We start from the raw sequence: 26,299 nt of genomic DNA, 5'->3' as shown, positions 1-26,299 counted from the left end.
CATACGACATCGATACCGGTCATATATGTTCATGTCGGTCACATTATGCCTTTATTCGATCATGCGGCCTCCGCTTTGAGCCCCTTGGCCCGCAGGTCGGCGACGGTTGCCCGCTGGACGGTGCGCAGGGCGGCGCGGAAGCTGCCGCCGCCGTCGAGCGCGGCGGTGAGGGCGTCGCCGAGCTGCTGGTAGAGGACGTCGGTGGCGGGTCCCCAGCGCCAACTGGTGTCGACGGCCGCCGCCGACTTCCGGAACACGGCGCCGTAGTCCTGCCCGCCGAAGAAGTCCCGGCGGGTCTCCAGGGCGGCCGGTGCGTAGGCGCCGGGTGCGCCGGGGTAGCCGATGCCGCCCTCGATCAGGAGCGGTACGGACGCGGGGTCGGCGTTGAGCCAGAGGGCGAAGGCGAGCGCGTCGCGGGGGTAGCGGCACGCGGCGAAGACGGCGGTGGACGAACCGCCCCAGTTGGCTCCGGCGTTATCGCGCGCGGACCACTGCGGGAGAGGGGCGACACGCCACTTGCCGACCGTCCTCGGGGCGTTGCCCGCGAGCAGCGCGTCGCCCCAGCTCGCCCCCAGCCAGGAGGCCATGGCGCCGCTCTGGACGTCCTTGTACCACTCGTTCTGCCGGTCGGGCACGGTCTTGACCAGCTTCGCGCGGACCAGGTTCTCCCAGTAGTCGGCGACCCGGCGGGTGGGTTCGTCGTCGAGCGAGACGATCCAGGTGTCGCCCTCGGTACGGATCCAGCGGGCCCCGGCCTGCCAGGCGTACGCGGCGAACCGGTTGCCGTTGGTCGCGGCGAAGGTCTCGATCCATGCGCCGCGCTTGCGGATGGCGCGGGCGGCGGACTCGTACGCGTCCCATGTGGTGGGCACGGGGACGTCCCATGCGTCGAAGAGGTCCTGCCGGACGAAGAGGCCCATCGGGCCCGAGTCCTGCGGCACCGCGTACACGGCGCCCGCGTAGACGGACTGCTGCCACAGCCAGCCCTCGAATCTGCCCCGGTCGCGCGCGGCGCCGTACCGGGTGAGGTCGGTGAGCCCCTGGTCGAGGAGGAAGCTCGGCACGACGGAGTACTCGATCTGCCCGAGGTCCGGCGGGCCGCCCGCCCGCACGGCGGCGCGCATCTTCGCGTACTGCGCGCCCCCGACGGCGGACACTTTCTCCAACTTGACCTGCACGTCCGGATGCTGACGGTTCCACAGATCCACGGAGCGGTCGATGCCGGGCACCCAGGACCAGAAGCTGAGCGTGATCTTCTGCCCGGGGGCGCGGGCGGGCCGCTCCCCGGCTCCGGTGTCCCGGCCGCCGCCGCAGCCGCCGGTGGCGAGCGCGAGTCCGGTCCCGGCCGCCGTCGCGAGGGCGGCCCTGCGGCCGGGACGGCGGCTCACAGCAGGTCCGCGACGGGGATACGGCGGAAGGTGAGGGTGTCGTACGCGCTGAAGTCGCCCGTCTCGTAGAGCAGTCCGACGGTCCGGTCGTCCACGCGGACGAGGTCGGAGTACGCGGCGGGCAGTCCGTCGACCGTGAGCGCGGGCTGCCAGGTGGTGCCGCCGTCGGTGCTGCGGCGCAGGGTCATCACGGCGCGGTGCGGACCGGCGGGGCCCGAGTAGAGGAGTACGTCGGGTTCGCCGAGGTGCAGCAGGCTGCCCTGGACGACAGGGCCCGCGAGCCCCGCCTGCGGACGGAACGGCTTGACGAGTGTGGCGCCGCCGTCCGTGGAGTGGGCGTCGGCGCGGGTGCCGGGTGACGGCGAGTCGGTACGGGTGTTGAAGTAGAGCCGCCCGTCCGGGAGTTCGGCGGCGGTGGTCTCGTTGGCGTTGATGTATCCGCCGGGGTGGTCGTCGACGTAGCCGATGCGCCAGGTGGCGCCGTGGTCGTCGCTGAGGAGGCAGTGGCCGCCGTAGTAGCGGCCCTCGGTGCCGGTGTCGGCGTCCGCGGGCGGTGACGAGTGGTTGGCGGGGACGACGACGCGGCCGGTGGTGAGCTGGAGGGCGTGGCCGGGCGTGGTGGCGTACCAGCGCCAGTCGGGCCGCTTGACGCGGTCGGTGATCTCGCGGGCCTCGGACCAGGTGAGCCCGGCGTCGTCGCTGTGCCGCACCCAGACGCGGCGCCCGTCGGCCGCCGGGACCTCGCCGCGCCGGATGGCGTCCTCGGTGGCGCTCGCCTTGTTGCGGACGTGGACGAGCAGGACGCGGCCGGTGTCGAGGACGACGGGGGCCGGGTTGCCCGCGAGGTCGTGGCCGTTGCGGGCGACGACCTGGAGCGGGCCCCAGGTACGGCCGCCGTCGAAGGACCGTTTGAGGACGATGTCGATGTCGCCCGCGTCGGACCGGGAGGCGACGCGGCCTTCGCAGAAGGCGAGGACGAGGGCCCGGCCGTCGGTGGTGGTGGCGACGGTCGCCGGGATACGGAAGCCGGCGTAGCCCTCGTGGCCGGCGCGGAAGGGTACGGACACGTCGGTCGGGGTGGGGTCGGGCAGGGAGTCCGGTACGGAGTCGGGCACGGGTTCCTCGCTCGGCATTGCGGTCCCCCATGATCGCCGAAGGTAGGACGTCCGTTGTCCTCTGCGTGACCCTAAGGAGCACCCAGGGCAGCGTCAAGGCACGGCACGGGCCGGTTCGTACGCGTCCCCGGGCCGGGGGAATTCCCCTTGGTTTCCGCCTGACGGACCGTCCGGCTGGGGCAGGATGCGGGCCCATGGACGCCGTACGGGTTGCACTGCTGCGCGAAGTACTCGCCGGGACCGAGTGGCTGGGGGCGGCGCGCCGTTTCGCGGGCACCCTGCGCTCGTCCGTCGTCCCGCACGGGGGCGGGCTGCTGCTGGTCGGCACCGAGGAGTACGAGCCGTGGCATCTCGCCGCTCATCTGGTGGACGAGGCCGCGTGGTCGGGAACGCCCGAGCTGACGCCGACGCTGGTGCGCCATCGGGTGCCGGCCGGGGGTGCGGCGGCGCATCTGGCGGTCGGGCTCGGCCGGATCGAGGCGGCGCGGCGGGGCGAGACCCTGCTCGTGGTCGCCCCGGACGCACCGGGCGCCGCCCTGCTGGAGCGGGTGCATGACGCGCGGCGGGCCGGGGCGACGGTCCTGGCCCTCGACCACGGGGACCGCGAACTGCACTCCATGGCCCACGAGGCGCTGGCCGCGCCGGCCGAACCGGACCTCTCCCTGGACACCGTCCAGCACCTGGTGAGCGCGGCGACCGGAGAGAACAGCCTGCCACCGGCGGCGGGGGGCCGCCGCCGCTTCAGGGACCGCCTGTCCCGACTGGCGGACCAACTGACCACGCCACCGCCGGTCCGGTGGTGAAGGGCTCCGCGCCTGCGAAGAAATCAGTTGTCCGCGGGGTGGCGGCGGGGAAGTATCTCGGGCTGTGAGTGAAGAGGGCGGGCCGCGGCGGCTGTTGCCCGATCTGTCGCCGTTGCGGTCGACGCCGGATTTCCGGCTGCTGTGGGTGCAGGGGTTCGTCACCTACTGCGGCAGCGCGATGGCGATGGTCGCACTGCCCTTGCAGATCAAGCACCTGACCGGCTCACCGCTCGCCGTCGGCGCGATGGGCGCCGTGGAGCTGATTCCGCTGGTCGTCTTCGGCCTGTACGGCGGCGCGCTCGCCGACGCCGTGGACCGCCGCAAGGTCATCATCGGCACGGAGGCCGCCCTCGGCGCGCTCGCCGTCGTCCTCCTGGTGAACGCCCTCCTCCCCTCCCCCTTGCTCTGGCCCCTCTACCTCGTCGCGGCCGGCGTCTCCGCGCTCACCGGGCTCCAACGCCCCGCCCTGGACGCCCTGGTGGCCCGGATCGTCCCGCACGATCAGCTCACGGCCGCCGCCGCGCTGACCTCGCTGCGCTGGCAGGCGGGCGAGATCGCGGGTCCTTCGCTCGCGGGGCTCGTGGTCGCGTTCGCGGGCAGCGCGACGGCGTACGGGGTCACGGCCGTCACGTTCGCCGTGTCGGTGGTCATGTGCACCCGTCTCGCCCCCGCTCCCCCGGCCCGCGGCGCGCCGAAACCGTCGCTGCGGGGCCTGGCGGAAGGCGCCCGGTACGCCTGGTCCCGGCCGGTGCTGCTCGGTACGTACGCGATCGATCTGGCGGCGATGTTCCTGGCGTTCCCGCACACGATCTTCCCGTTCCTCGCCGACGAGCTGGACGCGACCTGGTCGCTCGGCCTGATGTACGCGGCCGGGGCGGTCGGTTCGGCGGCGGTCGGCCTCACCAGCGGCTGGGCGTCCCGGGTACGGCGGCACGGGCTGCTGGTCGTGTGCGGCGCCACAGTGTGGGGGGCGGCGATCGCGGCGGCGGGACGCCTCGACCAGGTATGGCCGGTACTGGTGTGTCTGGCGGTGGCCGGCGCCGGGGACATGGTCAGCGGTCTGGGACGCAGCACCATCTGGAACCAGACCATCCCCGACGAGCTGCGGGGGCGGCTGGCCGGGATCGAGGTGCTGTCGTACAGCGTGGGGCCCCAGTTGGGTCAGGTGCGGGCCGGGGCCATGGCCGGGTGGACCGGGACCCGGCCCGCGATCTGGTGGGGCGGGGCCGCCTGCGTGGGGGCCGTGGGCCTGCTCGCCGCACTCCTGCCACGCCTGCTGACGTACGACGCCGACACGGACCCCGACACCCGGCGCAACCGCACCGCCAAAATCTCCGACCCGAGCCCTGGGTGACGCGGGACTCCCCCGGGGGAGGGTTACTTCTCCTGGTCCGGGGAGCGGTCGTGCCACCTCGGGTCCGTCTCCCATTCGAGGTTCCGCTCGGCCGCCGTGTCCATGGCGTGCTGCGCCTCCTCGCGCGACGCGTACGGCCCGAACCGGTCCTTCGCGGGGCACTCCGGCCCCTCCTCGACCTTCTTGTGGACCAGGCAGTAGTACCACTCGCCCGGTTTCCCGACCGTCCGCTTCTTGAACAGGGCCATCACGGGCTCCTCACCCTCGGCGACCGGTACCTGCGGGTACCTACAGCGGCCATGCTGCCCCATCCCGGCTGGCTACACTCGCTGGCATGTCTGGCCAGTCACTGCTCGCACCAGGGCACCTCTCCCCTCCCCGCGCCGTCCCGGGCACCATCGTCCGCCCCGAGTACGTCGGCAAGGCCGCCCCGACCCCGTACACCGGGCCGGAGGTCCAGGACGCCGAGACGATCGAGCGGATGCGGATCGCGGGCGGTATCGCCGCACGGGCGATGGCCGAGGCCGCGAAGATCATCGCGCCCGGGGTCACCACGGACGCGCTGGACGAGGTCGCGCACACGTACATGTGCGACCACGGCGCGTACCCGTCCACGCTCGGCTACCGCGGCTTCCCGAAGTCGCTGTGCACCTCGCTCAACGAGGTCATCTGCCACGGAATCCCCGACTCCACCGTCCTGCGGGACGGCGACATCATCAACCTGGACGTCACGGCGTACATCGGCGGCGTGCACGGCGACAACAACGCCACGTATCTCGTCGGTGACGTCGACGAGGAGTCCCGTCTGCTCGTGGAGCGGACCCGCGAATCACTGAACCGCGCCATCAAGGCGGTCAGGCCCGGCCGGCAGATCAATGTCATCGGCCGGGTCATCGAGTCGTACGCGAAGAGGTTCGGGTACGGGGTGGTGCGGGACTTCACCGGGCACGGGATCAATTCGTCGTTCCACTCGGGTCTGATCGTGCCGCACTACGACAGTCCGCAGGCGACGACGGTGATCCAGCCGGGGATGACGTTCACCATCGAGCCGATGCTGACGCTGGGGAGCTACGAGTACGACCTGTGGGACGACGGGTGGACCGTCGTCACGAAGGACCGGCGCCGGACGGCCCAGTTCGAACACACGCTCGTGGTCACGGAGAGCGGGACCGAGATCCTGACCCTGCCGTAGCGGCCACCCCGGCCCAGTACCTCCACCTCCCACGGCCCGCCCCTTCCAGGGCGGGCTTTTCCCGGTACTCTTTTACCGACAGGATGTCGGGAAGCCATTGACTTAGGTTAGCCTAACCATAGATGATCGGGGTCCCGACCCCCTCGGCACCCGGAGGTCCCATGGACACGACGCCGTTCTCGACGCTCATCCGCACCGCGTCCCATGACGCGCACACCGAGGCGGAGACCTCGACGTTCATGAGCGATCTGCTCGGCGGAAAGCTCGGCGTGGGCGCGTATGCCCGCTACACCGAGCAACTGTGGTTCGTGTACCGCGCGCTGGAGGACAGCGCGGAGAGCCTGCGGGACGACCCGGTCGCCGGGCCTTTCGTCCAGCCCGAGTTGCTGCGGCTCGCCGCCCTGGAGCGGGACCTCGCCCATCTGCGGGGGCCGTCCTGGCGTACGGGACTGACACCGCTGCCCGCGACGGAGGCGTACGCGGGGCGGGTCGAGGAGTGCGTACGGGAGTGGCCGGCCGGCTATGTCGCCCACCACTACACGCGCTACCTCGGTGACCTGTCCGGTGGCCAGATCATCCGGGACAAGGCGGAGCGGACCTGGGGGTTCGCGCGCAAGGGCGACGGCGTCCGGTTCTACGTCTTCGAGGAGATCACCAACCCGGCGGCGTTCAAGCGGGGTTACCGCGAACTGCTCGACCAGGTGCGCGCGGACGAGTTGGAGAAGCAGCGGATCGTGGCCGAGTGCAAGCGGGCCTTCGCCCTCAACACGGCCGTGTTCCAGGCGCTGGGCGAGGAGTTCCCGCTCAGCGCGTAAGCGCTCCGCTGTATCTCCGGTGCATCTCCGGTGCATGGCGACTCCGGTGCGTTACCTGCGGGTCCGTCGTGGCTGGTCGCGCAGTTCCCCGCGCCCCTTCAGGGCGCTGCCGAGCCGTACGCCCGCCTGGGTCAGGTCGACCCGGCCGCCCAGCTCCACCCAGCCCTCCGGCTGCGGTGCCGTGAGCAGTTGGGAACCCTTGCCCTGGCGGATGTTGAGGGCGCGGCCGAGTGCGGCGGTGAGCAGGAGCGCGGCGGCGCCGGTCGCCTCGTCCTCGTCGATGCCGTCGCCCCGGCCGGGGAAGCCGCGGGCCCGTACGCGGCCCGCGGCCTCGTCCTCCCAGGCCCAGGCGTACAGCCACTCGCCCTGCGGCGGTACGTCGAGTGCGTCGACGTCGAAGGGTGACGGGTACTGGCGCAGGGTGCGCGGGGGCGCCCACTCGGGGCGGGCCTCGATCCAGCAGAACTCGCCGTCCTGGCGCGCGCCCACCGGGCCCGCCGGGGTGGCGAGTTCCGGCACGTCCAGGAGCCAGGCGGTACCGACGCAGGGGTGTCCGGCGAAGGGGAGCCGGAGGGTGGGCGTGTAGATGTCGATCACGCCGCGCTCGGGGTCGTCCACGAAGACGGTCTCACTGAAGCCGAGCTTCCCGGCGGTGGCCTGGCGGCCTGCCTGACCCGGGACTACGGCACCGTCGCGTACGACGCCCAGTTCATTGCCGTGGCGGCCGTCGGGGCCGCAGAACACCCGCAGTACGTCCAGTTGATTCACGCGCCTATTGAAGCGCGAGATGAGCGACCGGGGGCAAGCCCCCGAACCCCCCACCGACACCGCCAGTTCGGCACCGCCGGTCCGCACTCCCGTGGCTGAACACCACCGCGGCGGAAAGATCACGGCCACCGGCCGATTCGCCGAGCCCAAGAGACCTGGCCTGCGGCCGGCCGACGAGCCGAAGAGGACCGGGCCGTCGGCCGACCACCCAGCCCAAGAAACCTGGCCTGCGGCCAACCGCCCCGAGCCGAAAAAGACCAGGCCGGCGGCCAACCGCCCAGCCCAAGAAGCCTGGCTTGCGGCCGACCGCCCCGGACCGAAGAAAGCCGGGCCGTCGGCGGCCGACCGGCCGAAGGACACCGACTCGCCTGCCCGCCTGCCCGCCTGCCCGCCTGCCCGCCTGCCCGCCTGCCCGCCTGCCCGCCTGCCCGCCTGCCCGCCTGCCCGCCTGCCCGCCGCGAGGATCTCCTCCTCGCCCGCTGCAAAAGTGCCGCGCCATCCATCCCGCCGCAGCGGCGCCCAGCCCACACGGCGTAGACCGGCGGTGCCGAACCGGCTCAGGCCCCGCGAACCGGATCAAGCCCCGCGCAGCGACCCTCGGTCCCGAATCCGGCTCAGGCCCCGCGCAGCGGCCCTCGGTGCCGTAGCTGGCCAGACCCTGGCCGACTCGGCCCGAACCGGCCGTGGCCGGGCGTCCGCTCTGGGGCGCCCGGCCACGAATGCCTCTGGTCAGACTTCCTGCTGCGGTCGGCGTCGGCGGACCGACAGGAACACCGCCGCCCCCGCCGCCGCGATGGCGCCCGCGCCTGCCAGTAGGGCGGTCGAAGGGATGTCGGTGCCTGTCGATGCGAGGGAGCCCGAGCCGCCTGCCAGGCCGCCGACCGAGCCGCCGCCGCCCGTGGTTCCGCCGGAGGCGGAGCCGCCCGAACCGCCCGGCAGGACCGCGTCCTTGGAGAGGGCGAGCGCGATCGTCACGGGGTCGATGGCCTGGCCCTCCTTGTACAGGGACCCGGTGGTGTCGTTGGCGAACTGTTCGGCGCCCTCCGCCGTGAAGGCCGCCGGAACCTTGTCCAGTAGCACCACGTCGTCCTTGGCCGTGTACGACGCCTTCGACAGGTCGAGCGTGGCGAACGGCACGTCCTCGTTGGTGCCCTTGGCCGTCTTGACGTCCACGGTCAGCGTGCCCTTCGAACCGGACGCCTCGATCCGCACATCACCGAACGTCATGTCGATGCCGTGGCCGCTGTACACGAACTGCGCACTGCCGTCGAAGGCCGCGCTGAGCTTCTTCGCGTCGGAGTCGAGGTCGGCCTTGGCGTACGGGAAGTCGAAGCCGTTGCCGTTGTCCTTGGCGCCGCCCGCGAGCTTGATCTCGCCGCCCGTCCTGATGTACGTCCGGAAGGATTCCTTCAGGCCCCAGGAGAGGGTGCCGCCCACCACCGTACCGGGCGCGGGGCTCTCCGTACCGCTGGTCTCCGTCGGGGACGGGTCACCGGTCGGCGTCCCGCCGGACGGCGTCGTGCTGGGCTCTGTGCTCGGCGTCGCCGTGGGCGGCGGGGACGTCGGCGGCGGCGTGGACGGGCTCGCCGAGTCCGTGGCGGGCGGGACGGGTGTCACCGTCAGCGTCGCCGGGTCGAGCGCGGAGCCCGCCTGGTAGAAGTTCTGGAACGCGGCGGACCCGGCGGCCGTCAGCTTGGCGGGGATGTCCTTGAACACCATCGCGCCGCCCGCGCCCGTGCCCGGCCTGATGCCCGTGAGGTCGAGGTCGGCGATGACGAGGTCGTTCTGCGTGGTCGGGGTGCCGTCCTTGACGGTGGTCACGTCCGACGAAATCGTCCCGGTCGTCCCGGAGGTGGTGACCTTCAGGTCGGACAACTTGATGTCCAGGACACCCTCATGGCCCTCGAAGCGGACGCTGCCCTTGAAGGCGGTGTTCGTGCCGTGGGTGCCCGTGTCGTAGCTGCCGGCGCCGTCCTTGAAGGTGAACGGACCGTTGTCGGGAGCCTGTACGGCGCCGTCCCCGACCGTGATCTTCCCGTGCGCGATCGGCGACAGGAGGTACTTGCGGAAGGACTCCTTGAACCCCCAGTCCAGCGTGCCGTTCTTGAGGGCTATCGGCGGGGCGCCGGCCGCTGCGGGGCCCGCTGCGGGGGCCGCGAAGGCCGGCAGGGCGAGCGCGGTGGCGCCGAGCGTCACGGCCGTCGCTGCGGTGACCACGAGCGCGGTCGGGCGGCGGGTAGCTGCCATGGTCGTCGTTCTCCTTGAGATGAAGGGGTGAGGGGGAGGGAGGGGAGGGAGAGGGGCGGCCGGCACGTGGTTGCCCGGCTCGATCGCCTGGCTTTACCAGGTTTTATCCGGCTTTACCGGTCTCATCCTTGGTGCGCCGAGCGCGGATCACACCGAACGCGGCTCCGGCGGCGAGCAGGACGCCCGCGCCCACCGCGAGGGGCAGCACCGGTACGGACGACGAGTCCGTGGCGGACGCCGCCTCCCGGGGTTTCGCCGCCGGTTCGGCGGTCTTCGTGGGCGTGGGCGACGGGTCGCTGCCCAGGTCAGGCAGCGCGGGGAGGGCGGCGCCGGAGTCGAGGGCGACGGCAAGGGACACCGGGTCCATCGCGGTGCCCGCGCGGTACATCCCGCCGAACGCCTCGGCGCCCCGCGCGGTGAGTTCGGCCGGCGCCTCGACGACGGTGACCAGACCATCCGCGGATTTCAGCCCACCGGTGTCGAAGGTGACCAACGGCACCTTCTTCCCGCTGAACTCCTTGCTCGCGACGTCCGCGTAGAGCGTGCCCCGGTCGCCCTTGGTGGTGACGGCGACCTTGCTGAGCGCGAGGTCGAGCCCCTGCTTTCCGGTGAAGCGGACCGTCCCGGCGAAGCGCGCGTCGAGCGTCTTCTCCCGGTACGTGCCCTCTCCTCGCGGGAAGCGGAAGAGGGCGCCGCCGTCCTGGGCGCCGGCCGTCAGGGTCCACTTGCCGTCGGCGATGGACCCGGTGACGTACTCGCGGAAGGTGCGGCGCACGCCCCAGTCGACGGCCGCGTCCTCGATACGTCCGGCCGAACTCTTCGTCTCCGCATCGGCCTTCGGCTTCTCCGGCTTCTTCTGCTTCGGCGGTGGCGAGGACGGCTGGGTGTCCTGGCGTACGTCGGCCGAGAGGCTGACCGGGTCGAGCGGGGTGCCCGCCGTGTAGTACCCGGCGAACGCCTTGGCGCCCTGGGCGGTGAGCGTGGCGGGGATGCCGTTGAGGGCGACGGGGCTGGTGCCGCCCTTCATGTTGACGCCGGACAGGTTCAGCGCGGCGAGCGGGACCTGCGCGGTCGAGGTGACCTTGCCGGTGCCCTTCTCCTTGCTGACCATGTCGGCGTACAACGTGCCCGTACCGCCGGTGATGCGGACGGTGGGGCGGCCGATGGTGAGGTCGAGTTCGTACCCGCCGGCCTTCTTGTGTCCGACGAAGTGCACGGCTCCGGAGAATCCGGCGCGGAAGGCGCCGGTGTCCGGGTCGTAGGTGCCGGTCGCGGAGTGGAAGCGGAACTGACTTCCGCCGACGGTGGCGGCGCCGCCCTGGAGGCTGAAGCTCCCCTGGGCGATCGGGCCGGTCACATAGCTCTGGAACGAGGACTTGATACCCCAGTCGAGCCGTCCCCCGCTCACCGTCCGGTCCGCCGCCTGTGCGGTCGTCGCCGGGAGCGCGAGGGCTCCCACGAGAGTCGCGCACGCCAGCGCTGCGGCGCCTCCGGCACCTCTTGCGGACAGCATCGGTCCCCCCTCCTCGGGCTGGTCAATAAGGTAAGGCTAACCTAAACTATCCTCGGACCCGGCCGGAAGCCTCCGGCCGACGGAACGTCAACCGGAACCTCAACCGGAATCCCGACCAGCACCTCGACCAGACCCTCAACCAGCACGACAGGACGGTGAATTCGTGCGCATCCCACGACCGGCCGGCGTCCTCGCGGCCGTCCTCGCCCTGGCCCTCACCGGCTGCGGCGGCGCCCAGGACGGCGCGGGGGCGAAGGCCCGGACGGAGTCGGCGCGGACCGCCGCCGACCGGGTCGAACCCCTCACGGGGACTCCGGAGCCCAAGCTTCCGGTCACCGTCGCATCGGCGGACGGACAGCGGGTGAAGGTCACCGACACCAGCCGGATCGTGCCGCTCACGGGCAGCCTCAGCGAGATCGTGTTCACCCTCGGACTCGGCGGGAACGTCGTCGCGCGGGACATCACCGCCACCTTCGAACAGGCCGCCGATCTGCCCGTGGTGACCCGCGCGCACGACGTGTCCGCCGAGAGCGTCCTCTCACTGCGGCCGACCGTCGTCCTCGCCGACACCACCACGGGACCGGCCGAGGCGATCGACCAGATACGCGACGCGGGCATCCCGCTCGTCGTCCTCGAACCCGCCAAGAGCCTCGCCGACGTGGACCCCCGGATCACCGCGGTCGCGGAGGCGCTCGGGGTGCCGGACGCGGGCGGCAAGCTCGTCTCCCGTACCGAACAGCGGATCGCGAAGGCCAAGGCGGCGATCCCCGCGCACGCGGACCGGCCGCGCGTCGCCTTCCTCTACGTACGCGGATCGGCCTCCGTCTATCTGCTCGGCGGCCGTGAATCCGGGGCGAGTTCGCTCCTGGAGGCGGCCGGCGCTGTCGACGCGGGCAAGGCGTCGGGCCTGGAGAAGGACTTCACGGCGATCACCAGCGAGGCCCTGGCGAAAGCGGCGCCCGACGCGATCCTCGTGATGAGCAAGGGGCTCGCATCGGTCGGCGGCGTCGACGGGCTGGTGAAGATCCCGGGCGTCGCCGAGACCCCGGCGGGCGCGGACCGCCGCGTCGTCTCCATCGAGGACGGCGTCCTCCTCAACTACGGCCCCCGCACGGACGAGGTCCTGACCACGCTGGTCGACCAGTTGTACGGGGAGTCCGACGGCGGCAACGGCTCCAGCGGGAGCGGGAACTCCGGCGAGAGTGAGGGACGTTGACCACTCTGACGGGCCCCACCGACACCGCCGCCCCGGACGAACCACCGACCCCATCAACCCCGACCCCACCCGCCGCCGCCCCGGCCTCCGCACGCAAACACCGCACGACCGTCCCCCTCACCGCCGCCCTCGTCACCGCGCTCGCCGTCGTCGCCCTGGTCTCCGCCGGCACGGGCGCGTACCACATCCCGCTCGGTGATGTCCTGGCCTCCGTGCAGCACCGGATGGGGCTCGGCGGGCAGGCCCTGGACCGGGTCGGCGAGAGCGTCCTGTGGAACGTGCGATTTCCACGGGTCGTGCTCGCCCTGCTCGTCGGGGCGTCCCTGGGCTGTGCGGGCGCGCTGATGCAGGGCGTGTTCGGCAATCCGCTCGCCGAGCCCGGGGTCATCGGGATCTCGGCGGGCGCGGCGGTCGGCGCGGTGTCGGCCATCGCGTTCGGGCTGACCTTCCTCGGCAACTGGACGGTGACGGCCGCCGCGTTCGTCGCGGGCCTGGTGACCGTCCTGCTCGTCTATGTGCTGTCGCGGGCGGGCGGCCGTACCGAGGTCGTCACGCTGATCCTCACCGGGATCGCCGTGAACGCCTTCGCGGGCGCCCTCATCGGGCTCGCGATCTTCTTCGCGGACAACGCCCAGATCACCCAGATCACCTTCTGGCAGCTCGGCTCCCTCGCCCAGGCGACCTGGCCGAAGGTGCTCGCCGTACTGCCCTGCGCGGCCCTCGGCCTGCTCGTCGCGCCGCTGTCCGCACGGAAGCTCGACCTCCTGGCCCTCGGCGAACGCCCCGCGCGCCACCTCGGCGTCGACGTCGAACGGCTGCGGATCACCCTGATCCTCGTCGTGGCGCTGCTCACCGCGGCGGCGGTCGCGGTCGCCGGGATCATCACCTTCGTCGGACTGCTCGTACCGCATCTGCTGCGGATGGCCGCCGGACCCGGGCACCGTTTCCTCGTACCGGGCAGCGCGCTCGGCGGCGCGCTCGTCCTGGTCGGCGCCGACCTCGCGGCCCGCACGGTGGCCGCGCCCGCCGAACTGCCGCTCGGCGTCCTGACCGCCCTGTTCGGCAGCCCGTTCTTCTTCTGGCTGCTGCGCAGGACCCGTCGCAGGCAAGGAGGCTGGGCATGACGGACACGGACACCACCATCTCCCGCGTACGAGCCCTCCTGGGCGGACGGACCCGGACGCTGCCCGATCCCTTCGCGCCCGGGGACATCGTCGCCGAGGCGCGGAGCCTCACCGTCCGGCTGGGGACCCGTACCGTGCTGCGTGGGGTCGATGTCGCCGCGCGCGCCGGTGAGGTGCTGGCCCTCATCGGACCGAACGGCGCCGGGAAGTCGACGCTGTTGTCCGCGCTCGGCGCCGATCTGGCGCCGGCCGACGGCACCGTACACATCGCGGGCCGCGCCGCAGGCGATTGGACGGCGGCCGAACTCGCCCTGCGCCGGGCCGTGTTGCCGCAGTCCGCGGCGCTGTCGTTCCCCTTCCCGGTCGAGGACGTCGTCCGGATGGGGCGCGCGCCCTGGGCGGGCACGCCCCGCGAGGACGAGGACGATCCGGCCGTGCGCGCCGCGATGGCCGCGACCGAGGTGACCGGGTTCGCCGACCGGCCGTTCCCCGCGCTCAGCGGCGGCGAACGCGCCCGGGTCGCGCTCGCCCGCGTGCTGGCCCAGCGCGCGCCGCTGCTGCTCCTCGACGAGCCGACCGCCGCGCTCGACCTGCGCCATCAGGAACTGGTCCTGCGGATCTGCCGGGAGCGGGCCGCCGCCGGGGACGCGGTGGTGGTCGTCCTGCACGACCTGGGCCTGGCCGCCGCCTACGCGGACCGGGTCGCCGTCCTGCACGACGGGGAGATCGCCGCCGACGGGCCGCCCGCCGAAGTGTTCACGGACGAGTCCCTGAGCACGGTGTACGGCCACCGGATCGAGATCCTTCCGCACCCCCGCACGGGCGCCCTGCTGATCGTCCCGGAACGGACCCACGGGCAGACCCACGGACAGACCCACGGACGGCCGCTTGACCATCCCTTGACCCGCCCGTGAATTTCCTTTGGTTCTATCGTGATGCGGCCGTTTCCCCTGCGAATCCTTGAGAGGTGAATCACGGGAGCAGTGAAGACGGAGAAGGTAAGCCTCGGATAAGTTAGGCCAGCCTCACCTCCGCCCCACCTTCGACAAACCCCTCTTTTTGGAGCCCGTATGCGCGCCGTCAGACTCTCTGTCGTCACCGCCGCCGCCACCGCGGCGGCTCTGGCCGCCGTCACGGGCTGCACCGAGAAGAGCGACGCCAAGGGCGGCGACCGCGTGATCAATGTGACCGCCACCGACGACAAGTGCGACGTCTCCAAGAAGGAGTTCCCGGCCGGGCACATCGAACTGGCCGTGGAGAACAAGGGCTCCAAGGTCACCGAGGTCTATGTCCTGTTCCCGGACGACCGCATCGTCACCGAGCGCGAGAACATCGGCCCCGGCACCCGGCAGAAGCTCACGGCGGAGATCAAGGCCGGTTCGTACGAGATCGCGTGCAAGCCCGGCATGAAGGGCGACGGCATCCGGCAGAAGGTCACCGCGACCGGCGGCAAGGTCGCCCAGCGCGACCCCCGGCTCGACGCCGCCGTCGCCGCGTACCGCCAGTACGCGCAGGAGCAGGCCGACGAGACCCTGCCGAAGGCCCAGGAGTTCGCGGACGCGGTCAAGGCGGGCGACATCGAGGCCGCCAAGAAGGCGTACGCCACCTCGCGCATCGGCTGGGAGCGCACCGAGCCGGTCGCCGAGTCGTTCGGGGACATCGACCCCAAGGTCGACATCCGTGAGGACGGTCTGGAGGACGGCCAGGACCCGGTGAAGGACTGGACGGGCTGGCACCGCCTGGAGAAGTCCCTGTGGGCGGACAAGAAGATCACGCAGCGCGAGAAGGACCTCGCCGACCAGCTCATCACCGACCTGACCGACTGGCAGAAGCGGGTCGGCAAGGCGGAGATCACGCCGACCTCGATGGCCAACGGCGCCAAGGAACTCCTCGACGAGGTCGCCACCGGCAAGGTCACCGGTGAGGAGGAGCGCTACTCGCACACGGACCTGGTCGACTTCAAGGGCAATGTCGAGGGCGCCGAGAAGTCGTACGAGCTGCTGAAGCCGGTCGCCGCCGAGAACGACCCGGCGCTGACGAAGGAACTCGACAAGCAGTTCGCCGCCCTGAACACGCTGCTCGACAAGTACCGCGAGAACACCTCCTCGTACGACTTCACGTCCTACGAGAAGGTCGGCAAGGCGGACCGCAAGGAGCTGTCGGACGCGGTGAACGCGCTCGCCGAGCCGCTGTCCAAGCTCGCCGCCGCCGTCGTCACCAAGTAGCGGCAGGGGACGGCCATGCGGGACAAGGACAGTGCGACCGGCACGTCTCAGGACGGCGCGCCCTCGCGGCGGGTGCTGCTCGGCTGGGGTGGCGCGGGGATCGCGCTCGGCGCCGTCGCGGCCGGCACAGCCGTCGCGGCGGTGCGCGGTGACGACGCGGCGCCGGTCGCGGAGAGCGGCGCCGCCGTGCCCTTCCACGGCGCGGTGCAGGCGGGGATCGCCACCGCCGTACAGGACCGGTTGCACTTCGCCGCGTTCGACGTGAAGACCGACGACCGCGCCGAGTTCGTCCAGCTCCTCAAGGACTGGACGCGGGCCGCCGAGCGGATGACCGCGGGGCACCCGGTCGGCGAGGGTGCGTTCGGCGGGCTCGCGGAGGCTCCGCCGGACGACACCGGGGAGGCCCTGGGCCTCAAGCCGTCCCGGCTGACCCTCACCGTCGGCTTCGGGCCGTCCCTGTTCGACCGGTTCGACCTGCGCGACCGGCGGCCCGATGCCCTGGTCGACCTGCCGAAGTTCCCCGGCGACAACCTGGACGCGCACCGCAGCGGCGGCGATCTGTGCGTGCAGGCGTGCGCGGACGATCCGCAGGTCGCGGTGCACGCGATCCGCAATCTGGCCCGGATCGGCTTCGGCAAGGTCGCCATCCGCTGGTCCCAGCTCGGTTTCGGCAAGACCTCGTCGACGACGCCGGACGCGCAGACCCCGCGCAATCTGATGGGCTTCAAGGACGGCACCCGCAACATCGCGGGCACCGAGACCGACCGCCTGGACGAGCACGTGTGGGTGGGCGAGCAGGACGGCCCGGACTGGATGGCCGGCGGCTCGTATCTGGTGGCGCGGCGGATCCGGATGAACATCGAGACCTGGGACCGCGCCTCGCTCGGCGAGCAGGAGGACGTGTTCGGGCGCGACAAGGGCGAGGGTGCCCCGGTCGGCAGGGCGAAGGAGCGGGACGAGCCGTTCCTGAAGGCGATGAAGCCCGACGCGCACGTCCGGCTCGCGCACCCCGACACCAACGGCGGCGCGACGCTCCTGCGCCGCGGCTATTCGTTCACGGACGGCACCGACGGGCTCGGCCGGCTCGACGCGGGCCTGTTCTTCCTCGCGTACCAGCGCGATGTGCGCAAGGGGTTCATCCCGGTGCAGCGGAGCCTGGCGCGCGCGGACGCGCTCAACGCGTACATCCAGCACGTCGGTTCGGCGGTCTTCGCGATCCCGCCGGGCGTCCGGGACACGGACGACTGGTGGGGCCGGGCCCTGTTCGCCTGACCGGGCACGTCCGCCCGACCGCGCACCGCACTACCAACCGAGGGAAGAGAATGTTCGCCAACTATCTGATCGGGCTGCGTGAGGGCCTTGAGGCCAGCCTGGTCGTCTGCATCCTCGTCGCCTATCTCGTCAAGACCGATCACCGGGCGGCCCTGCGGCCGATCTGGATCGGCATCTCGGTGGCGGTGCTCCTCTCGCTCGGCTTCGGCTTCGCGCTGGAGTTCGGCTCGCAGGAGATGACGTTCAAGGCCAAGGAGGCGCTGGGCGGTTCGCTGTCCATCGTCGCCGTGGCGCTGGTGACGCTGATGGTCTTCTGGATGCGGCGTACGGCCCGGCATCTGAAGAAGGAGCTGCACGGCAAGCTCGACTCGGCGCTGCTGATGGGCACGGGCGCGCTGGTGGCGACCGCGTTCCTCGCGGTGGGCCGGGAGGGTCTGGAGACCTCGCTGTTCGTGTGGACGTCGATCCACGCTGCGGGCTCCGAGAACGGCACCTTCCAGCCGATGCTGGGCGCCTTCCTCGGCCTCGGCACGGCGGTGCTCCTGGGCTGGCTGTTCTACCGGGGCGCGCTCCGGATCAACCTGGCGAAGTTCTTCACCTGGACCGGCGGCATGCTGGTCGTCGTCGCGGCCGGTGTCCTCGCGTACGGGCTGCACGACCTCCAGGAAGCGGACATCGTGCCGGGCCTGACGAGCAAGGCGTTCGACATCAGTACGACCATTCCGCCGGACAGTTGGTACGGGACGCTGCTGAAGGGTGTGTTCAACTTCCAGCCCGACCCGACCGTTCTTCAGGTCACGGTGTGGGCGCTGTACTTGATCCCGACGCTCGCCCTGTTCTTCGCCCCGGTAGGGTTCGGGGCCGGGAACGGGAAGGCGAAGGGGCCCGATGGAGAAGCTGCACAGGGTGAGCCGGCCGTTCGCGACGGCGGCGGCGCTGACGGTGCTGTCGCTGACGGCGAGCGGGTGCGTGACGGTGCACGGGGAGCGGGAGGTGCTGCCGGCCGCGACCAAGGCTGAGGCGGCACGTGCCCTGAAGGACTTCACCGCCGCCTACAACGCGGCGGACAAGGCGCTGGACCCGGCCCTGGACGCGGACCGGGTCACAGGCCCGCTGGGCGCCATCAACCAGGCCGGTCTCACGGCGCGCCGGGCGAGCAACCCGGACGGCAATCCGAACCATGTCCCGCTGACGCTGACGGACGCCCGGTTCACGATTCCGAAGCAGGCGGGCTGGCCCAAGTTCTTCCTGGCGGACACCGATTCGAACCGGGACCGTGACGACGACCCGAAGCTGGACAACCGCTGGGTCCTGATCTTCACGCGCACGGGCCCCGACGAGGTGTGGCAGGCCGCGTATCTGACGGTGATGGCGCCGGACAAGGTGCCGGAGTTCCGGCTCGACAAGGACGGCCTGGCGCGGCCCGTGCCGGTGGACTCCCCCGAACTGTCGCTCGCGCCGAAGGACTTGAGCAAGGCGTACGCGACATATCTCCAGGACGGCGGCGACGCGTTCGCGCCCGGTACGCACACCTCGGCGTGGCGTGAGCAGCGGCTGAAGAACGCGAGCCGACCCGGTCTGGCGAGGCAGTACGTGGACCGGCCGATGGTGTCGGGCGCGTACGCACCGCTGGCGCTGCGCACCAAGGACGGCGGCGCGCTGGTCTTCTTCTCGACGCACCACTACGAGAAGCAGACGGCGGCGAAGGGCCTGAACCTCACGATCGACCCCGATGTGAAGGCCCTGATGACGGGCGACGCCAAACAGTCGGTGACCCTGGAACGCGTCTCGAACCAGGCGGTCCTGGACCCGACCCGCACGGCGACGGACTCGAAGGTCCAGTTCCTGAGCAGGATTCAGGGGTTGACGGGGGCGAAGGGCGAATAGCGCCGAACGGCCCCGCCGAGGCTCAGCCGCGCAGCGGCCACGCCACCGACGCGTGGTCCTGGTCCGAACCGGCGTGCCGGGCGCAGGAGTCGGTGAGGACTTCGAGGAGGTTCAGCGGGTCGGGCAGCGGGTGCTCGGTGCCGCGGACCCACTCGACGGCCAGGTCACCGGGCAGGCGGGCGGGGGGCACCAGGACGTAGGAGCCGCGGCAGTGCCAGCGCAGGCCGGGGTGCTCGTCCATGGTCTCGGGGTGGCAGTCCAGCTCGCAGGGCCACCATTCGTCCTCGTCGTCGGGGGTGCCCCGGGTCGCGGTGAAGAACAGCATCCGGTCGCCGCCCGACTCGGCGACGGGCCCGACGTCGATCCCGGAGGCGAGCAGCCGCTCCAGCGCCTCGCGCCCGGCGTCCACGGGTACGTCGAGCACGTCGTGGACCATGCCGGTCGCGGTGATGAAGTTGGCCTGCGGCTGATGCCGGGCCCAGCGCTCGATCTGGGCGCGGTCGGTCGTGGACTGGGTCTGCCAGGCGAAGGAGACGGGGTGCTGTCCCGGGGTGGGACAGCCGACGCGGTCGCAGGAGCAGCGGTACGAGGAGGGGTGGGCGGCGGGGGCCAGCGGGAGTCCGGCGGCGGCGGCGCCGATCAGCAGGTCCTCGCGGGCGGAGTCGTGGGCGGTCGCGGCACCGTCGGACCCCTTGGGGCGCAGGCCGCGCAGCCACTGGGAGATCCTGCCCTCTCCGCCGGACCTGCGGTCGAACTGTCCACCGGACCTGCGGTCGAACTCCGCGCCCATCTGTCCCCTCACCCCGTCCCGAGTGTCGAGTCCCGAGTGCCGACTCGTCCGTCCATCGTCCCACCATCCTGCGCGCCGGGTGGCCGGAGCCCTCATCCGGGGTCCTTACGGGTCAGTAAGGGGCCGTGTCCGCAGCCTGAATACGGTGTCATTGCGGGGCATACCGGGATTTAGCGGCCTACCGTGGTCGCCATGGTCACCAGGACTCTGCTGACGGGCCTCACCTCGCTGGCCCTCCTCGGGCCGACCGGCGTGCTCACGCCTGTCGAGTGGGGCGCCGGACCCTTCACCCTGCGGGCGCTGCCGCCCCTCGTGTACACCGCGCACCGGGGCGGGGCCCTTGAGGTACCGGAGAACAGCATGTCGGGCCTGATGGCGGCGTACGACCGCTCCACCGCCCAGGTCCTGGACTTCGACACCCGGATGCTGCGGGACGGCACCCCGGTCGTGATGCACGACGCGACCCTGGACCGTACGACGTCGGGCACGGGCCCGGTCGAGCGGCTGTCACGGGCCGACTGGCGCGCGGTGCGGCTGCGGCCGGGCCCTGAGCTGCCGGGCAGGTGGCGGGCCGAGCGTCCGCCGACGGTGGCCGAGGTCCTGGACCGGCTCGGCGGCCGGATCGTCCTGACCCTGGAGGCGAAGGATCCGCGGAGCCTGCGGGCGCTCGGCGCACTGATCAAGGACCGGGGCCTGAGCCGCTCCGTCCTGGTCAACTCCAACCGCCCCGATGTGGCCGAGCGCGCCCACGCCCTGGGACTCCTCTCCCAACTCTGGCGCTCCGCACGGCAGATGCGTACCGACCGCCCGGAGCGGTGGGCGCCGTTCGTGGACGTCCTGGACGTGGACCACAAGGCCCGTGACACGGATCTCGTACGGGCGGTGCGCTCGGGGGTGCCCCGGGTGTGGGCGCACACGGTGAACTCTGCGCGGCAGCGGGACCGGGTGCTGCGGCTCGGCTGTGACGGTGTCCTGACGGACGCCCCGGGGCTGATGGCGCGGACGCCCGTGCGGGCGGGCACGCGGGCGGCCGAACCCCGGTGACCGGGTTCAGCGCGGGGTGAGGCCGCCGAGGGCGTAGTCGACGAGGGTGTCGGTGTACGCGTAGCTGAGGGGCCCGCTGTGCTGGAGCCAGCGCTGCGCGACGGGTGAGACGAAGAGTTCGAGGGCGATGCGCGGGTCGATGTCGGCGCGGATGTCACCGGCGGCCTGGGCGGAGCGCAGCCGCTCGACGTAGAGCTGGAGTTGGGGCTCCAGGAGTTTGGCGACGAATTCGGTGCCGACCTGGGCGTTGACGACGCCTTCGGCGGCCAGTGCGCGGGACGGTGCCTCGAACTTGGGGTCGTGGAGTTGGTCCACGGTGGCGCGCAGGACCAGCTTGAGGTCGGCCGCGAGGTCGCCGGTGTCCGGGAACGTGAACGGGGTGCCGCCCGCCGCCTCGGCGGCCTGGTCCTGGAGGTCGAGGAACGCTTCGAGCAGCACCTCGGCCTTCGACGACCACCAGCGGTAGATGGTCTGCTTGCCGACGCCGGCGCGTGCGGCGATGCCTTCGATGGTGGTCTTCGGGTACCCGGACTCGGCGACGAGGGAGAGGGCGGCGGCGTAGATGGCGCGGCGGGAGCGCTCGCTGCGGCGGGCGGCGTCGGGCGGGGGCTTGAGGCCGTCCTTCTTCGGGTCGGTCTTGGAGTCCGGCTTCGGGTCCGTGGCGTTTCTGGTCATGCGGGGAATGTACAGCGTGACGAGACGGAGCGTCTTGGGTGGGGCGACGGGCGACGGAAAAGGGGTTGAGCAAGACGATACGTCTCGTTCATAGTGAAGCCACGAAGTCGTACGCGAGTGCGCGAGTGACGGAGGTGACGGCGTATGAGCAAGGGATCGGCCGGAAACATGCTGGGGGTCGGTGGTACCCGCAGCAAGATGTCCCGCAAGGCGCTGCGCGGCGGTGGCCGTGGCGGCCAGGTCGGCGGGGGTCTCGATCCGCAGGCGCAGAAGCGGGAGCTGCTGCGCAAACTGAAGGAGGGCCGCCCGACATCCGGTGAATCGTGAGTGTCCGCGAACGGGCTGTCGTACAACCACCCGTTCGGTTTACTGCGGTGAGGGCTCCTCTGGGCGCACCATGGGCAGCGACTGACCCCACCCTGGGCAGTCTCTGATCCTGCGGTCGTGAGGAGCCCTCATTGCCTGGTCTGCTTGGTCGCCGCGCCACACCCCGGCGCTATCTCATGTGCTCACCGGCACACTTCAAGGTCACCTACTCCATCAACCCCTGGATGGACCCCGCCAAGCCGGTGGACGTCCCGCTGGCGGTGGCGCAGTGGGAGGACCTCCGTGACCGCTATCGCTCACTCGGTCACACCGTCGAGGAACTCACCCCCCGGGCCGGACTGCCCGACATGGTCTACGCGGCGAACGGCGCGACAGTCGTGGACGGACGGGTGCTCGGCGCCCGGTTCGCCTACGCGGAGCGGGAGGCCGAGGCCGAGGCGCATCTGGACTGGTTCCGCGCCCACGGCTACGACGAGATCCACGAGCCGCTGCACATCAACGAGGGCGAGGGCGACTTCGCCGTCACCGCCTCCTACGTGCTCGCCGGACGCGGCTTCCGCGCCAGCCCGCTGTCGCACGGGGAGGCTCAGGAGTTCTTCGGGCGCCCGGTGATCGGGCTCGACCTGGTAGATCCGCGCTACTACCACCTCGATACGGCACTGGCCGTCCTCGACGACGCCGGTGACGAGGTCATGTACTACCCCGGCGCCTTCTCACCGGGCAGCCGGTCCGTGCTGGAACGCCTGTTCCCGGACGCCCTCATCGCCACCGAGGCCGATGCGGCGTCCCTGGGCCTGAACGCGGTGTCGGACGGCCTGAACGTCCTGCTGCCCCACGCGGCGTGGGGCCTGTTCGACCCGCTGAGGGAGCGAGGGTTCACCCCGGTGGGGATGGACCTCTCGGAGCTGCTGAAAGGGGGCGGCAGCGTGAAATGTTGCACCCAGGAGCTACGCCCCTAGGGGCCTTCCGCAAGGGGGCTACTCCCCCGGAGGTGGCCAGGGCGCGCCCCAGCGTGTGTCCCTGGCCGCTCGGTACAGCGTGCCGTTGCGTTTGGTGACCGTGGATTTGTGCAGGGTGCCGTCCGGGTCGCAGAGGTCCAGGAGGACCTGGCCCTTGCGGATCTGGGGGTGGCGGACCACCCGGGACGCGGCCGGTGTCGCGGGCAGGCGGGTCGCCGCGACATAGCTGAACTTCTCGTCCTCGTACGGGAGTGAGCCGCCCTTGACCTGCCGGTGCAACGACGACCTACTGACCCGGGCGGCGAAGTGGCACCAGTCGGTCCCCGGCACGATCGGGCACGCCCCGCTGTGCGGACACGGCGCCGCCACCCGGAACCCCGCGTCGACCAGCCGCCGCCGCGCCTCGATCACCCGCCCGTACCCCTCGGGCGTCCCCGGTTCGATCACGACCACCGACTGAGCGGCCCCCGCCGCCACGTCGATCGCCGCCGCCCGGTCCGCCTCCGTCAGTTCGCCGAGTACGTACGACACCGTCACCAGATCGACCGGCGGCAGTGTCAGCGCCGGGCCCACCCGGGCGCGCCGCCAGGTCGCCGAGGACAGTACGGGGTGGTCCGCCGCGATCTCGCGGCCCAGCGCCAGGGCCGGTTCCGACCAGTCCAGGACCGTCACCGGGCGCGCCCCCGACCAGGTGGCGGCCACCGCCCAGGCCGCGGCCCCGGTGCCGCCGCCGATGTCCACATGCCCCTCGGGCGCCCAGCCCTCCGGCAGGGTGTCGGCGAAGGCCGCCAGGGCGGAGCACACCGCTTCGTAGGTGGCGGGCATGCGGTAGGCGGCGTACGCGGCGACATCGGCGCGGTCCCGTAGAACCGGGGCGTTGGTCGGGGTGCGGCCCCGGTAGTGGCCGATGAGCCGTTCGACGGACTGCGCGGCCTGGCGGGACGACATGCCGTCGAGGAGTCCGTCGAGCACGGCACGGAGGCTGTCGACGGAGGTGTGCGGGGCGTTCACCCCAGGATTCTACGAGGGTGGCGCCGCCACCGACGACGACGGCCGCCGGTCCGCCACGGCCCGCGCCAGACAGGTCGCCGCCGCCGCTCTCGGCGCGTTGTCGGCGGGGCGCCGCACGGGGTGGACCGTGTTCGCGAGGAGGATCAGGAAGGTGTCCGTGGCCGGGTCGAGGACGAGGGAGGTCCCGGTGAACCCGGTGTGCCCGGCGGCCCCGCGCCCCGCCAGCTCCCCCATGAACCACGGCTGGTCGACGGCGAACCCGAGCCCCGGCGCCGTCAGCATCAGCTCCACGTAGTCGGGCCCGAGGATCCGCGCCGTACCGTACGAGCCGCCCGCGAGCAGGGTGCGGCAGAAGACGGCGAGGTCGCGTCCGGTCGAGAAGAGGCCCGCGTGCCCGGCGACCCCGCCGAGCGCCCACGCGTTCTCGTCGTGCACGCTGCCCCGGACCATCCCCCGGTCCGCCTTGCCCCACGGCCGCCGCTGGTCCTCGGTGGCCGCCGCCCCCGGGCACGGCCCGAAACGCGTCGCCGCCATCCCGAGCGGCCGGGTGATCCCGTCCCGGACGAGCACGTCGAGGCCGCGGCCCGTCACCCGTTCCAGGAGGTGCTGGAGCAGCAGCATGTTCAGATCCGAGTAGACGTAGGCGCCGGGCTCCGTGACAGGGGCCTCCGCGCGCAGCGCCGCCCGGCGGGCCGCGGCGTCCCGGCAGTCGTAGAGCGGGAGTTCGGGCCGCAGCCCGGAGGTGTGCGTGAGGAGCTGGCGTACCGTGACGCGGTGTGCGGCGGCGGCCCTGAAGTCCGGCAGATACGCGCCGACCAGGGCGTCGATGCCGAGCGTGCCGCGCTCCAGTTGCTGCACGGCCGCGACCGTCGTGAACAGTTTGGTCAGTGAGGCCAGGTCGAAGGGCGTGTCGGTACGGGCCGGGACCCGCGCGTCCGGCGGCAGCTCCACACCCGCGCCGGCCTTCTCGTCGTACCCGGAGTACCGCACGGCCCAGCCCGCCGCCTCCTCGACCGCGACGACGGGTCCGCGTCCGGCGACGACGACCGCGCCCCCGCACCAGGGCCGCGCCCCGCCGGGCAGGGCACGCACCGCGCGGACGAGGTCGGCGAGCGGCCCGGGGTCGAGCCCGGCGCGCTCCGCCGAACCGGTCCTCAGCCGTGCGCTGCTCAGCTCGCCACCTCCTCCGTACGGCGTCCGCGTCCAGGTCGGCACAGTCCCACGAAGCAGCCGACGGCGACCAGCGACGACGCCAGTTGGACGACGGCCATCGGGACGGCGGTGTGTTCCCCGGCGATACCCACGAGAGGGGACGCGACTGCGCCGATGAGGAACGACGACGTACCGATCAGCGCGGACGCGGAGCCCGCGGCGTGCGGGGTGCGCAGCAGGGCGAGCGCATTGGTGTTGGGCAGGGCGAGGCCCATCGCGGACATCAGCACGAACAGCGCGGCGGCGACGGGGAACAGGCCGACCTCGCCGAAGACGCCGGTGGTCATCAGGAGCAGTGCGACCGACGCGGCGGTGACCAGGGCGAGCCCGGTGCCGAGCGCCTTGTCGAGGCTGACGCGGCCGATGAGGATCTTGCCGTTGATCTGGCCGACGAGGACGAGCCCGATGGAGTTGACGCCGAACAGCAGCGAGAAGGTCTGCGGGGACGCGCCGTAGATCTCCTGGACGACGAACGGGGACGCGGCGACGTACGAGAACAGGGCGGCGAAGGTGAAGCCGCCCGCGAGCATGTAGCCGCTGAAGACACGGTCGGCGAGCAGGCCGCGCATGGTGCGCAGGGCCGCGCCGACACCGCCCGCGTGCCGCTTCCCGGGGGCCAAGGTCTCGGGCAGCCGGAACCAGACCAGCGCGGTGAGCAGGATGCCGACGACCGTGAGGACGTGGAAGACGCCCCGCCAGTCGGTGACGCGGAGCACCTGGCCGCCGATGACGGGCGCCACGATCGGGGCGACACCGGAGATCAGCATCAGCGTGGAGAAGAACCGGGCCATGTCGACGCCGTCGTACAGGTCGCGGACGACCGCGCGGGCGATGACGATCCCGGCGGCTCCGGCGAGGCCCTGGAGGAGGCGGAAGGCGATGAGCGTGTTGAGGTCGGGCGCGAGCGCGCAGGCCGCCGTGGCGACGATGTAGACGAGCATCCCGATCAGCAGGGGGCGCCGCCGTCCCCACTTGTCGCTCATCGGTCCGACGACGAGCTGCCCGAGTGCCATCCCGGCGAGGCAGGCGGTGAGGGTGAGCTGCACGGTGGCCGCGGACGCGTCAAGGGCGCCCGTGACGTCGGGCAGCGCCGGGAGGTACATGTCCATCGACAGCGGCGGGACGGCCGTGAGCCCGCCGAGGATGAAGGTGACCAGGAGTCCGGTGCGGCGGAGGGCGGCGGGGTCAGGGGCGGCGGTCGTGGCGGCGGCCGGATTCGGCTTCGTGACCGGCATCACGGCCGGTGTCGCCGGCGGTGTCTTCGTAGGTGTCGTGGTCGGTGAGGGTCCCTGCCGGTGGTCCGGTATGTGGCCCTCTCGGTCCTCGCCGTCGCGTCTGGTGCGCCCGCGCTCGGGCATCTGC

The 26,299-nt window shown here is 72.0% G+C and carries 25 protein-coding genes; 14 read left to right on the top strand and 11 right to left on the bottom strand.

Features of this window, described 5'->3' with window-relative positions; translation table 11 throughout:
• Positions 1–59 precede the first annotated feature (59 nt).
• Positions 60–1,388 carry an ABC transporter substrate-binding protein gene (locus ACIQNU_RS05515; protein ID WP_401361160.1) on the bottom strand — a complete coding sequence of 443 codons (1,329 nt, stop codon included), beginning with the start codon at positions 1,386–1,388 and terminating at the stop codon, positions 60–62.
• Positions 1,385–2,521: an exo-alpha-sialidase gene (locus ACIQNU_RS05510; protein WP_401361158.1), complete on the bottom strand. Its 1,137-nt coding sequence runs from the start codon at positions 2,519–2,521 to the stop codon at positions 1,385–1,387. Before ACIQNU_RS05510 ends, ACIQNU_RS05515 begins: the two co-directional genes overlap by 4 nt.
• Positions 2,522–2,697: 176 nt before the next feature.
• On the opposite strand from ACIQNU_RS05510, the gene ACIQNU_RS05505 reads away from it, so the two are divergent.
• Positions 2,698–3,306, top strand: a complete 609-nt coding sequence (locus ACIQNU_RS05505) for a hypothetical protein (protein ID WP_401361157.1) — start codon at positions 2,698–2,700, stop codon at positions 3,304–3,306.
• Between the two features lie 64 nt (positions 3,307–3,370).
• The gene (locus ACIQNU_RS05500) at positions 3,371–4,660 is read left to right on the top strand and encodes an MFS transporter (protein WP_401361155.1); all 1,290 of its coding nucleotides are present in this window, start codon (positions 3,371–3,373) and stop codon (positions 4,658–4,660) included.
• Positions 4,661–4,683: 23 nt separating this feature from the next.
• On the opposite strand, the gene ACIQNU_RS05495 is transcribed toward ACIQNU_RS05500, so the two are convergent.
• Entirely contained in the window at positions 4,684–4,908 is a 225-nt protein-coding gene (locus ACIQNU_RS05495; RefSeq protein ID WP_401361153.1) for a hypothetical protein, read from the bottom strand.
• Positions 4,909–4,994: 86 nt separating this feature from the next.
• Here ACIQNU_RS05495 and map point away from each other — a divergent pair, with 86 nt between their 5' ends.
• Together map and ACIQNU_RS05485 are read left to right on the top strand one after the other, a co-directional pair.
• Positions 4,995–5,852 (top strand): type I methionyl aminopeptidase, encoded by an 858-nt coding sequence (map, locus tag ACIQNU_RS05490; RefSeq protein ID WP_401361151.1) that lies wholly within the window; start codon positions 4,995–4,997, stop codon positions 5,850–5,852.
• A gap of 161 nt (positions 5,853–6,013) precedes the next feature.
• Positions 6,014–6,667, top strand: coding sequence for a heme oxygenase (biliverdin-producing) (locus ACIQNU_RS05485; RefSeq protein WP_401361149.1), 654 nt, complete (start codon positions 6,014–6,016; stop codon positions 6,665–6,667).
• Positions 6,668–6,718: 51 nt separating this feature from the next.
• Here the strand turns inward: ACIQNU_RS05485 and ACIQNU_RS05480 are convergent, their stop codons facing one another.
• From ACIQNU_RS05480 to ACIQNU_RS05470, 3 genes are all read right to left on the bottom strand, one after another.
• Complete coding sequence (locus tag ACIQNU_RS05480; protein ID WP_401361147.1) at positions 6,719–7,435, bottom strand: PhzF family phenazine biosynthesis protein; 717 nt, start codon at positions 7,433–7,435, stop codon at positions 6,719–6,721.
• A gap of 729 nt (positions 7,436–8,164) precedes the next feature.
• Positions 8,165–9,682, bottom strand: coding sequence for an HtaA domain-containing protein (locus ACIQNU_RS05475; RefSeq protein WP_401361145.1), 1,518 nt, complete (start codon positions 9,680–9,682; stop codon positions 8,165–8,167).
• A 103-nt stretch (positions 9,683–9,785) separates the two neighbouring features.
• Entirely contained in the window at positions 9,786–11,195 is a 1,410-nt protein-coding gene (locus tag ACIQNU_RS05470; protein ID WP_401361143.1) for an HtaA domain-containing protein, read from the bottom strand.
• Positions 11,196–11,358: 163 nt separating this feature from the next.
• Between ACIQNU_RS05470 and ACIQNU_RS05465 the strand changes: the two genes are divergently transcribed.
• The 7 genes from ACIQNU_RS05465 to ACIQNU_RS05435 all read left to right on the top strand — a co-directional run bounded on the left by ACIQNU_RS05465 (position 11,359) and on the right by ACIQNU_RS05435 (position 18,919).
• A complete protein-coding gene (locus ACIQNU_RS05465; protein WP_401361141.1) occupies positions 11,359–12,411 on the top strand; it encodes a hemin ABC transporter substrate-binding protein in 1,053 nt (350 codons plus the stop codon).
• Positions 12,412–12,416: 5 nt separating this feature from the next.
• Positions 12,417–13,535, top strand: coding sequence for a FecCD family ABC transporter permease (locus ACIQNU_RS05460; RefSeq protein ID WP_401362467.1), 1,119 nt, complete (start codon positions 12,417–12,419; stop codon positions 13,533–13,535).
• Positions 13,532–14,449: a heme ABC transporter ATP-binding protein gene (locus ACIQNU_RS05455; protein WP_401361139.1), complete on the top strand. Its 918-nt coding sequence runs from the start codon at positions 13,532–13,534 to the stop codon at positions 14,447–14,449. Before ACIQNU_RS05460 ends, ACIQNU_RS05455 begins: the two co-directional genes overlap by 4 nt.
• A 156-nt stretch (positions 14,450–14,605) precedes the next feature.
• Positions 14,606–15,760, top strand: a complete 1,155-nt coding sequence (gene efeO / locus ACIQNU_RS05450) for an iron uptake system protein EfeO (RefSeq protein WP_401361137.1) — start codon at positions 14,606–14,608, stop codon at positions 15,758–15,760.
• A 15-nt stretch (positions 15,761–15,775) separates the two neighbouring features.
• Positions 15,776–17,032, top strand: coding sequence for an iron uptake transporter deferrochelatase/peroxidase subunit (gene efeB, locus ACIQNU_RS05445; RefSeq protein ID WP_401361135.1), 1,257 nt, complete (start codon positions 15,776–15,778; stop codon positions 17,030–17,032).
• Between the two features lie 50 nt (positions 17,033–17,082).
• Positions 17,083–18,051 carry an iron uptake transporter permease EfeU gene (gene efeU, locus ACIQNU_RS05440; protein ID WP_401361133.1) on the top strand — a complete coding sequence of 323 codons (969 nt, stop codon included), beginning with the start codon at positions 17,083–17,085 and terminating at the stop codon, positions 18,049–18,051.
• On the top strand, positions 17,939–18,919 hold the full coding sequence (locus tag ACIQNU_RS05435; protein ID WP_401361131.1) for a hypothetical protein: 981 nt from the start codon (positions 17,939–17,941) through the stop codon (positions 18,917–18,919). Before efeU ends, ACIQNU_RS05435 begins: the two co-directional genes overlap by 113 nt.
• A gap of 22 nt (positions 18,920–18,941) precedes the next feature.
• Here ACIQNU_RS05435 and ACIQNU_RS05430 read toward each other — a convergent pair whose 3' ends face one another.
• Positions 18,942–19,709 carry a bifunctional DNA primase/polymerase gene (locus ACIQNU_RS05430; protein ID WP_401361129.1) on the bottom strand — a complete coding sequence of 256 codons (768 nt, stop codon included), beginning with the start codon at positions 19,707–19,709 and terminating at the stop codon, positions 18,942–18,944.
• A 192-nt stretch (positions 19,710–19,901) separates the two neighbouring features.
• Here ACIQNU_RS05430 and ACIQNU_RS05425 point away from each other — a divergent pair, with 192 nt between their 5' ends.
• Positions 19,902–20,753: a glycerophosphodiester phosphodiesterase gene (locus tag ACIQNU_RS05425; RefSeq protein ID WP_401361127.1), complete on the top strand. Its 852-nt coding sequence runs from the start codon at positions 19,902–19,904 to the stop codon at positions 20,751–20,753.
• 6 nt (positions 20,754–20,759) lie between these two features.
• Here the strand turns inward: ACIQNU_RS05425 and ACIQNU_RS05420 are convergent, their stop codons facing one another.
• A complete protein-coding gene (locus ACIQNU_RS05420; RefSeq protein WP_401361125.1) occupies positions 20,760–21,428 on the bottom strand; it encodes a TetR/AcrR family transcriptional regulator in 669 nt (222 codons plus the stop codon).
• Between the two features lie 144 nt (positions 21,429–21,572).
• Here ACIQNU_RS05420 and ACIQNU_RS05415 point away from each other — a divergent pair, with 144 nt between their 5' ends.
• Together ACIQNU_RS05415 and ddaH are read left to right on the top strand one after the other, a co-directional pair.
• Positions 21,573–21,755, top strand: coding sequence for a DUF6243 family protein (locus ACIQNU_RS05415; RefSeq protein ID WP_401361123.1), 183 nt, complete (start codon positions 21,573–21,575; stop codon positions 21,753–21,755).
• A gap of 131 nt (positions 21,756–21,886) precedes the next feature.
• A complete protein-coding gene (gene ddaH / locus ACIQNU_RS05410; protein ID WP_401361121.1) occupies positions 21,887–22,714 on the top strand; it encodes a dimethylargininase in 828 nt (275 codons plus the stop codon).
• A gap of 18 nt (positions 22,715–22,732) precedes the next feature.
• Here ddaH and ACIQNU_RS05405 read toward each other — a convergent pair whose 3' ends face one another.
• From ACIQNU_RS05405 to ACIQNU_RS05395, 3 genes are read right to left on the bottom strand one after another with little or no spacing between them, the layout of a single operon-like run.
• Positions 22,733–23,725: a small ribosomal subunit Rsm22 family protein gene (locus ACIQNU_RS05405; protein ID WP_401361119.1), complete on the bottom strand. Its 993-nt coding sequence runs from the start codon at positions 23,723–23,725 to the stop codon at positions 22,733–22,735.
• A gap of 9 nt (positions 23,726–23,734) precedes the next feature.
• Positions 23,735–24,940, bottom strand: coding sequence for a serine hydrolase domain-containing protein (locus tag ACIQNU_RS05400; RefSeq protein WP_401361117.1), 1,206 nt, complete (start codon positions 24,938–24,940; stop codon positions 23,735–23,737).
• Positions 24,895–26,295: a multidrug effflux MFS transporter gene (locus ACIQNU_RS05395; RefSeq protein ID WP_401361115.1), complete on the bottom strand. Its 1,401-nt coding sequence runs from the start codon at positions 26,293–26,295 to the stop codon at positions 24,895–24,897. Before ACIQNU_RS05395 ends, ACIQNU_RS05400 begins: the two co-directional genes overlap by 46 nt.
• Positions 26,296–26,299 lie beyond the last annotated feature (4 nt).

It is taken from the genome of Streptomyces sp. NPDC091292, assembly GCF_044757265.1.
GTDB lineage: Bacteria > Actinomycetota > Actinomycetes > Streptomycetales > Streptomycetaceae > Streptomyces.
Note: the sequence above shows the minus strand (reverse complement) of the source record. Positions and strands in the feature narration are given on the sequence as shown.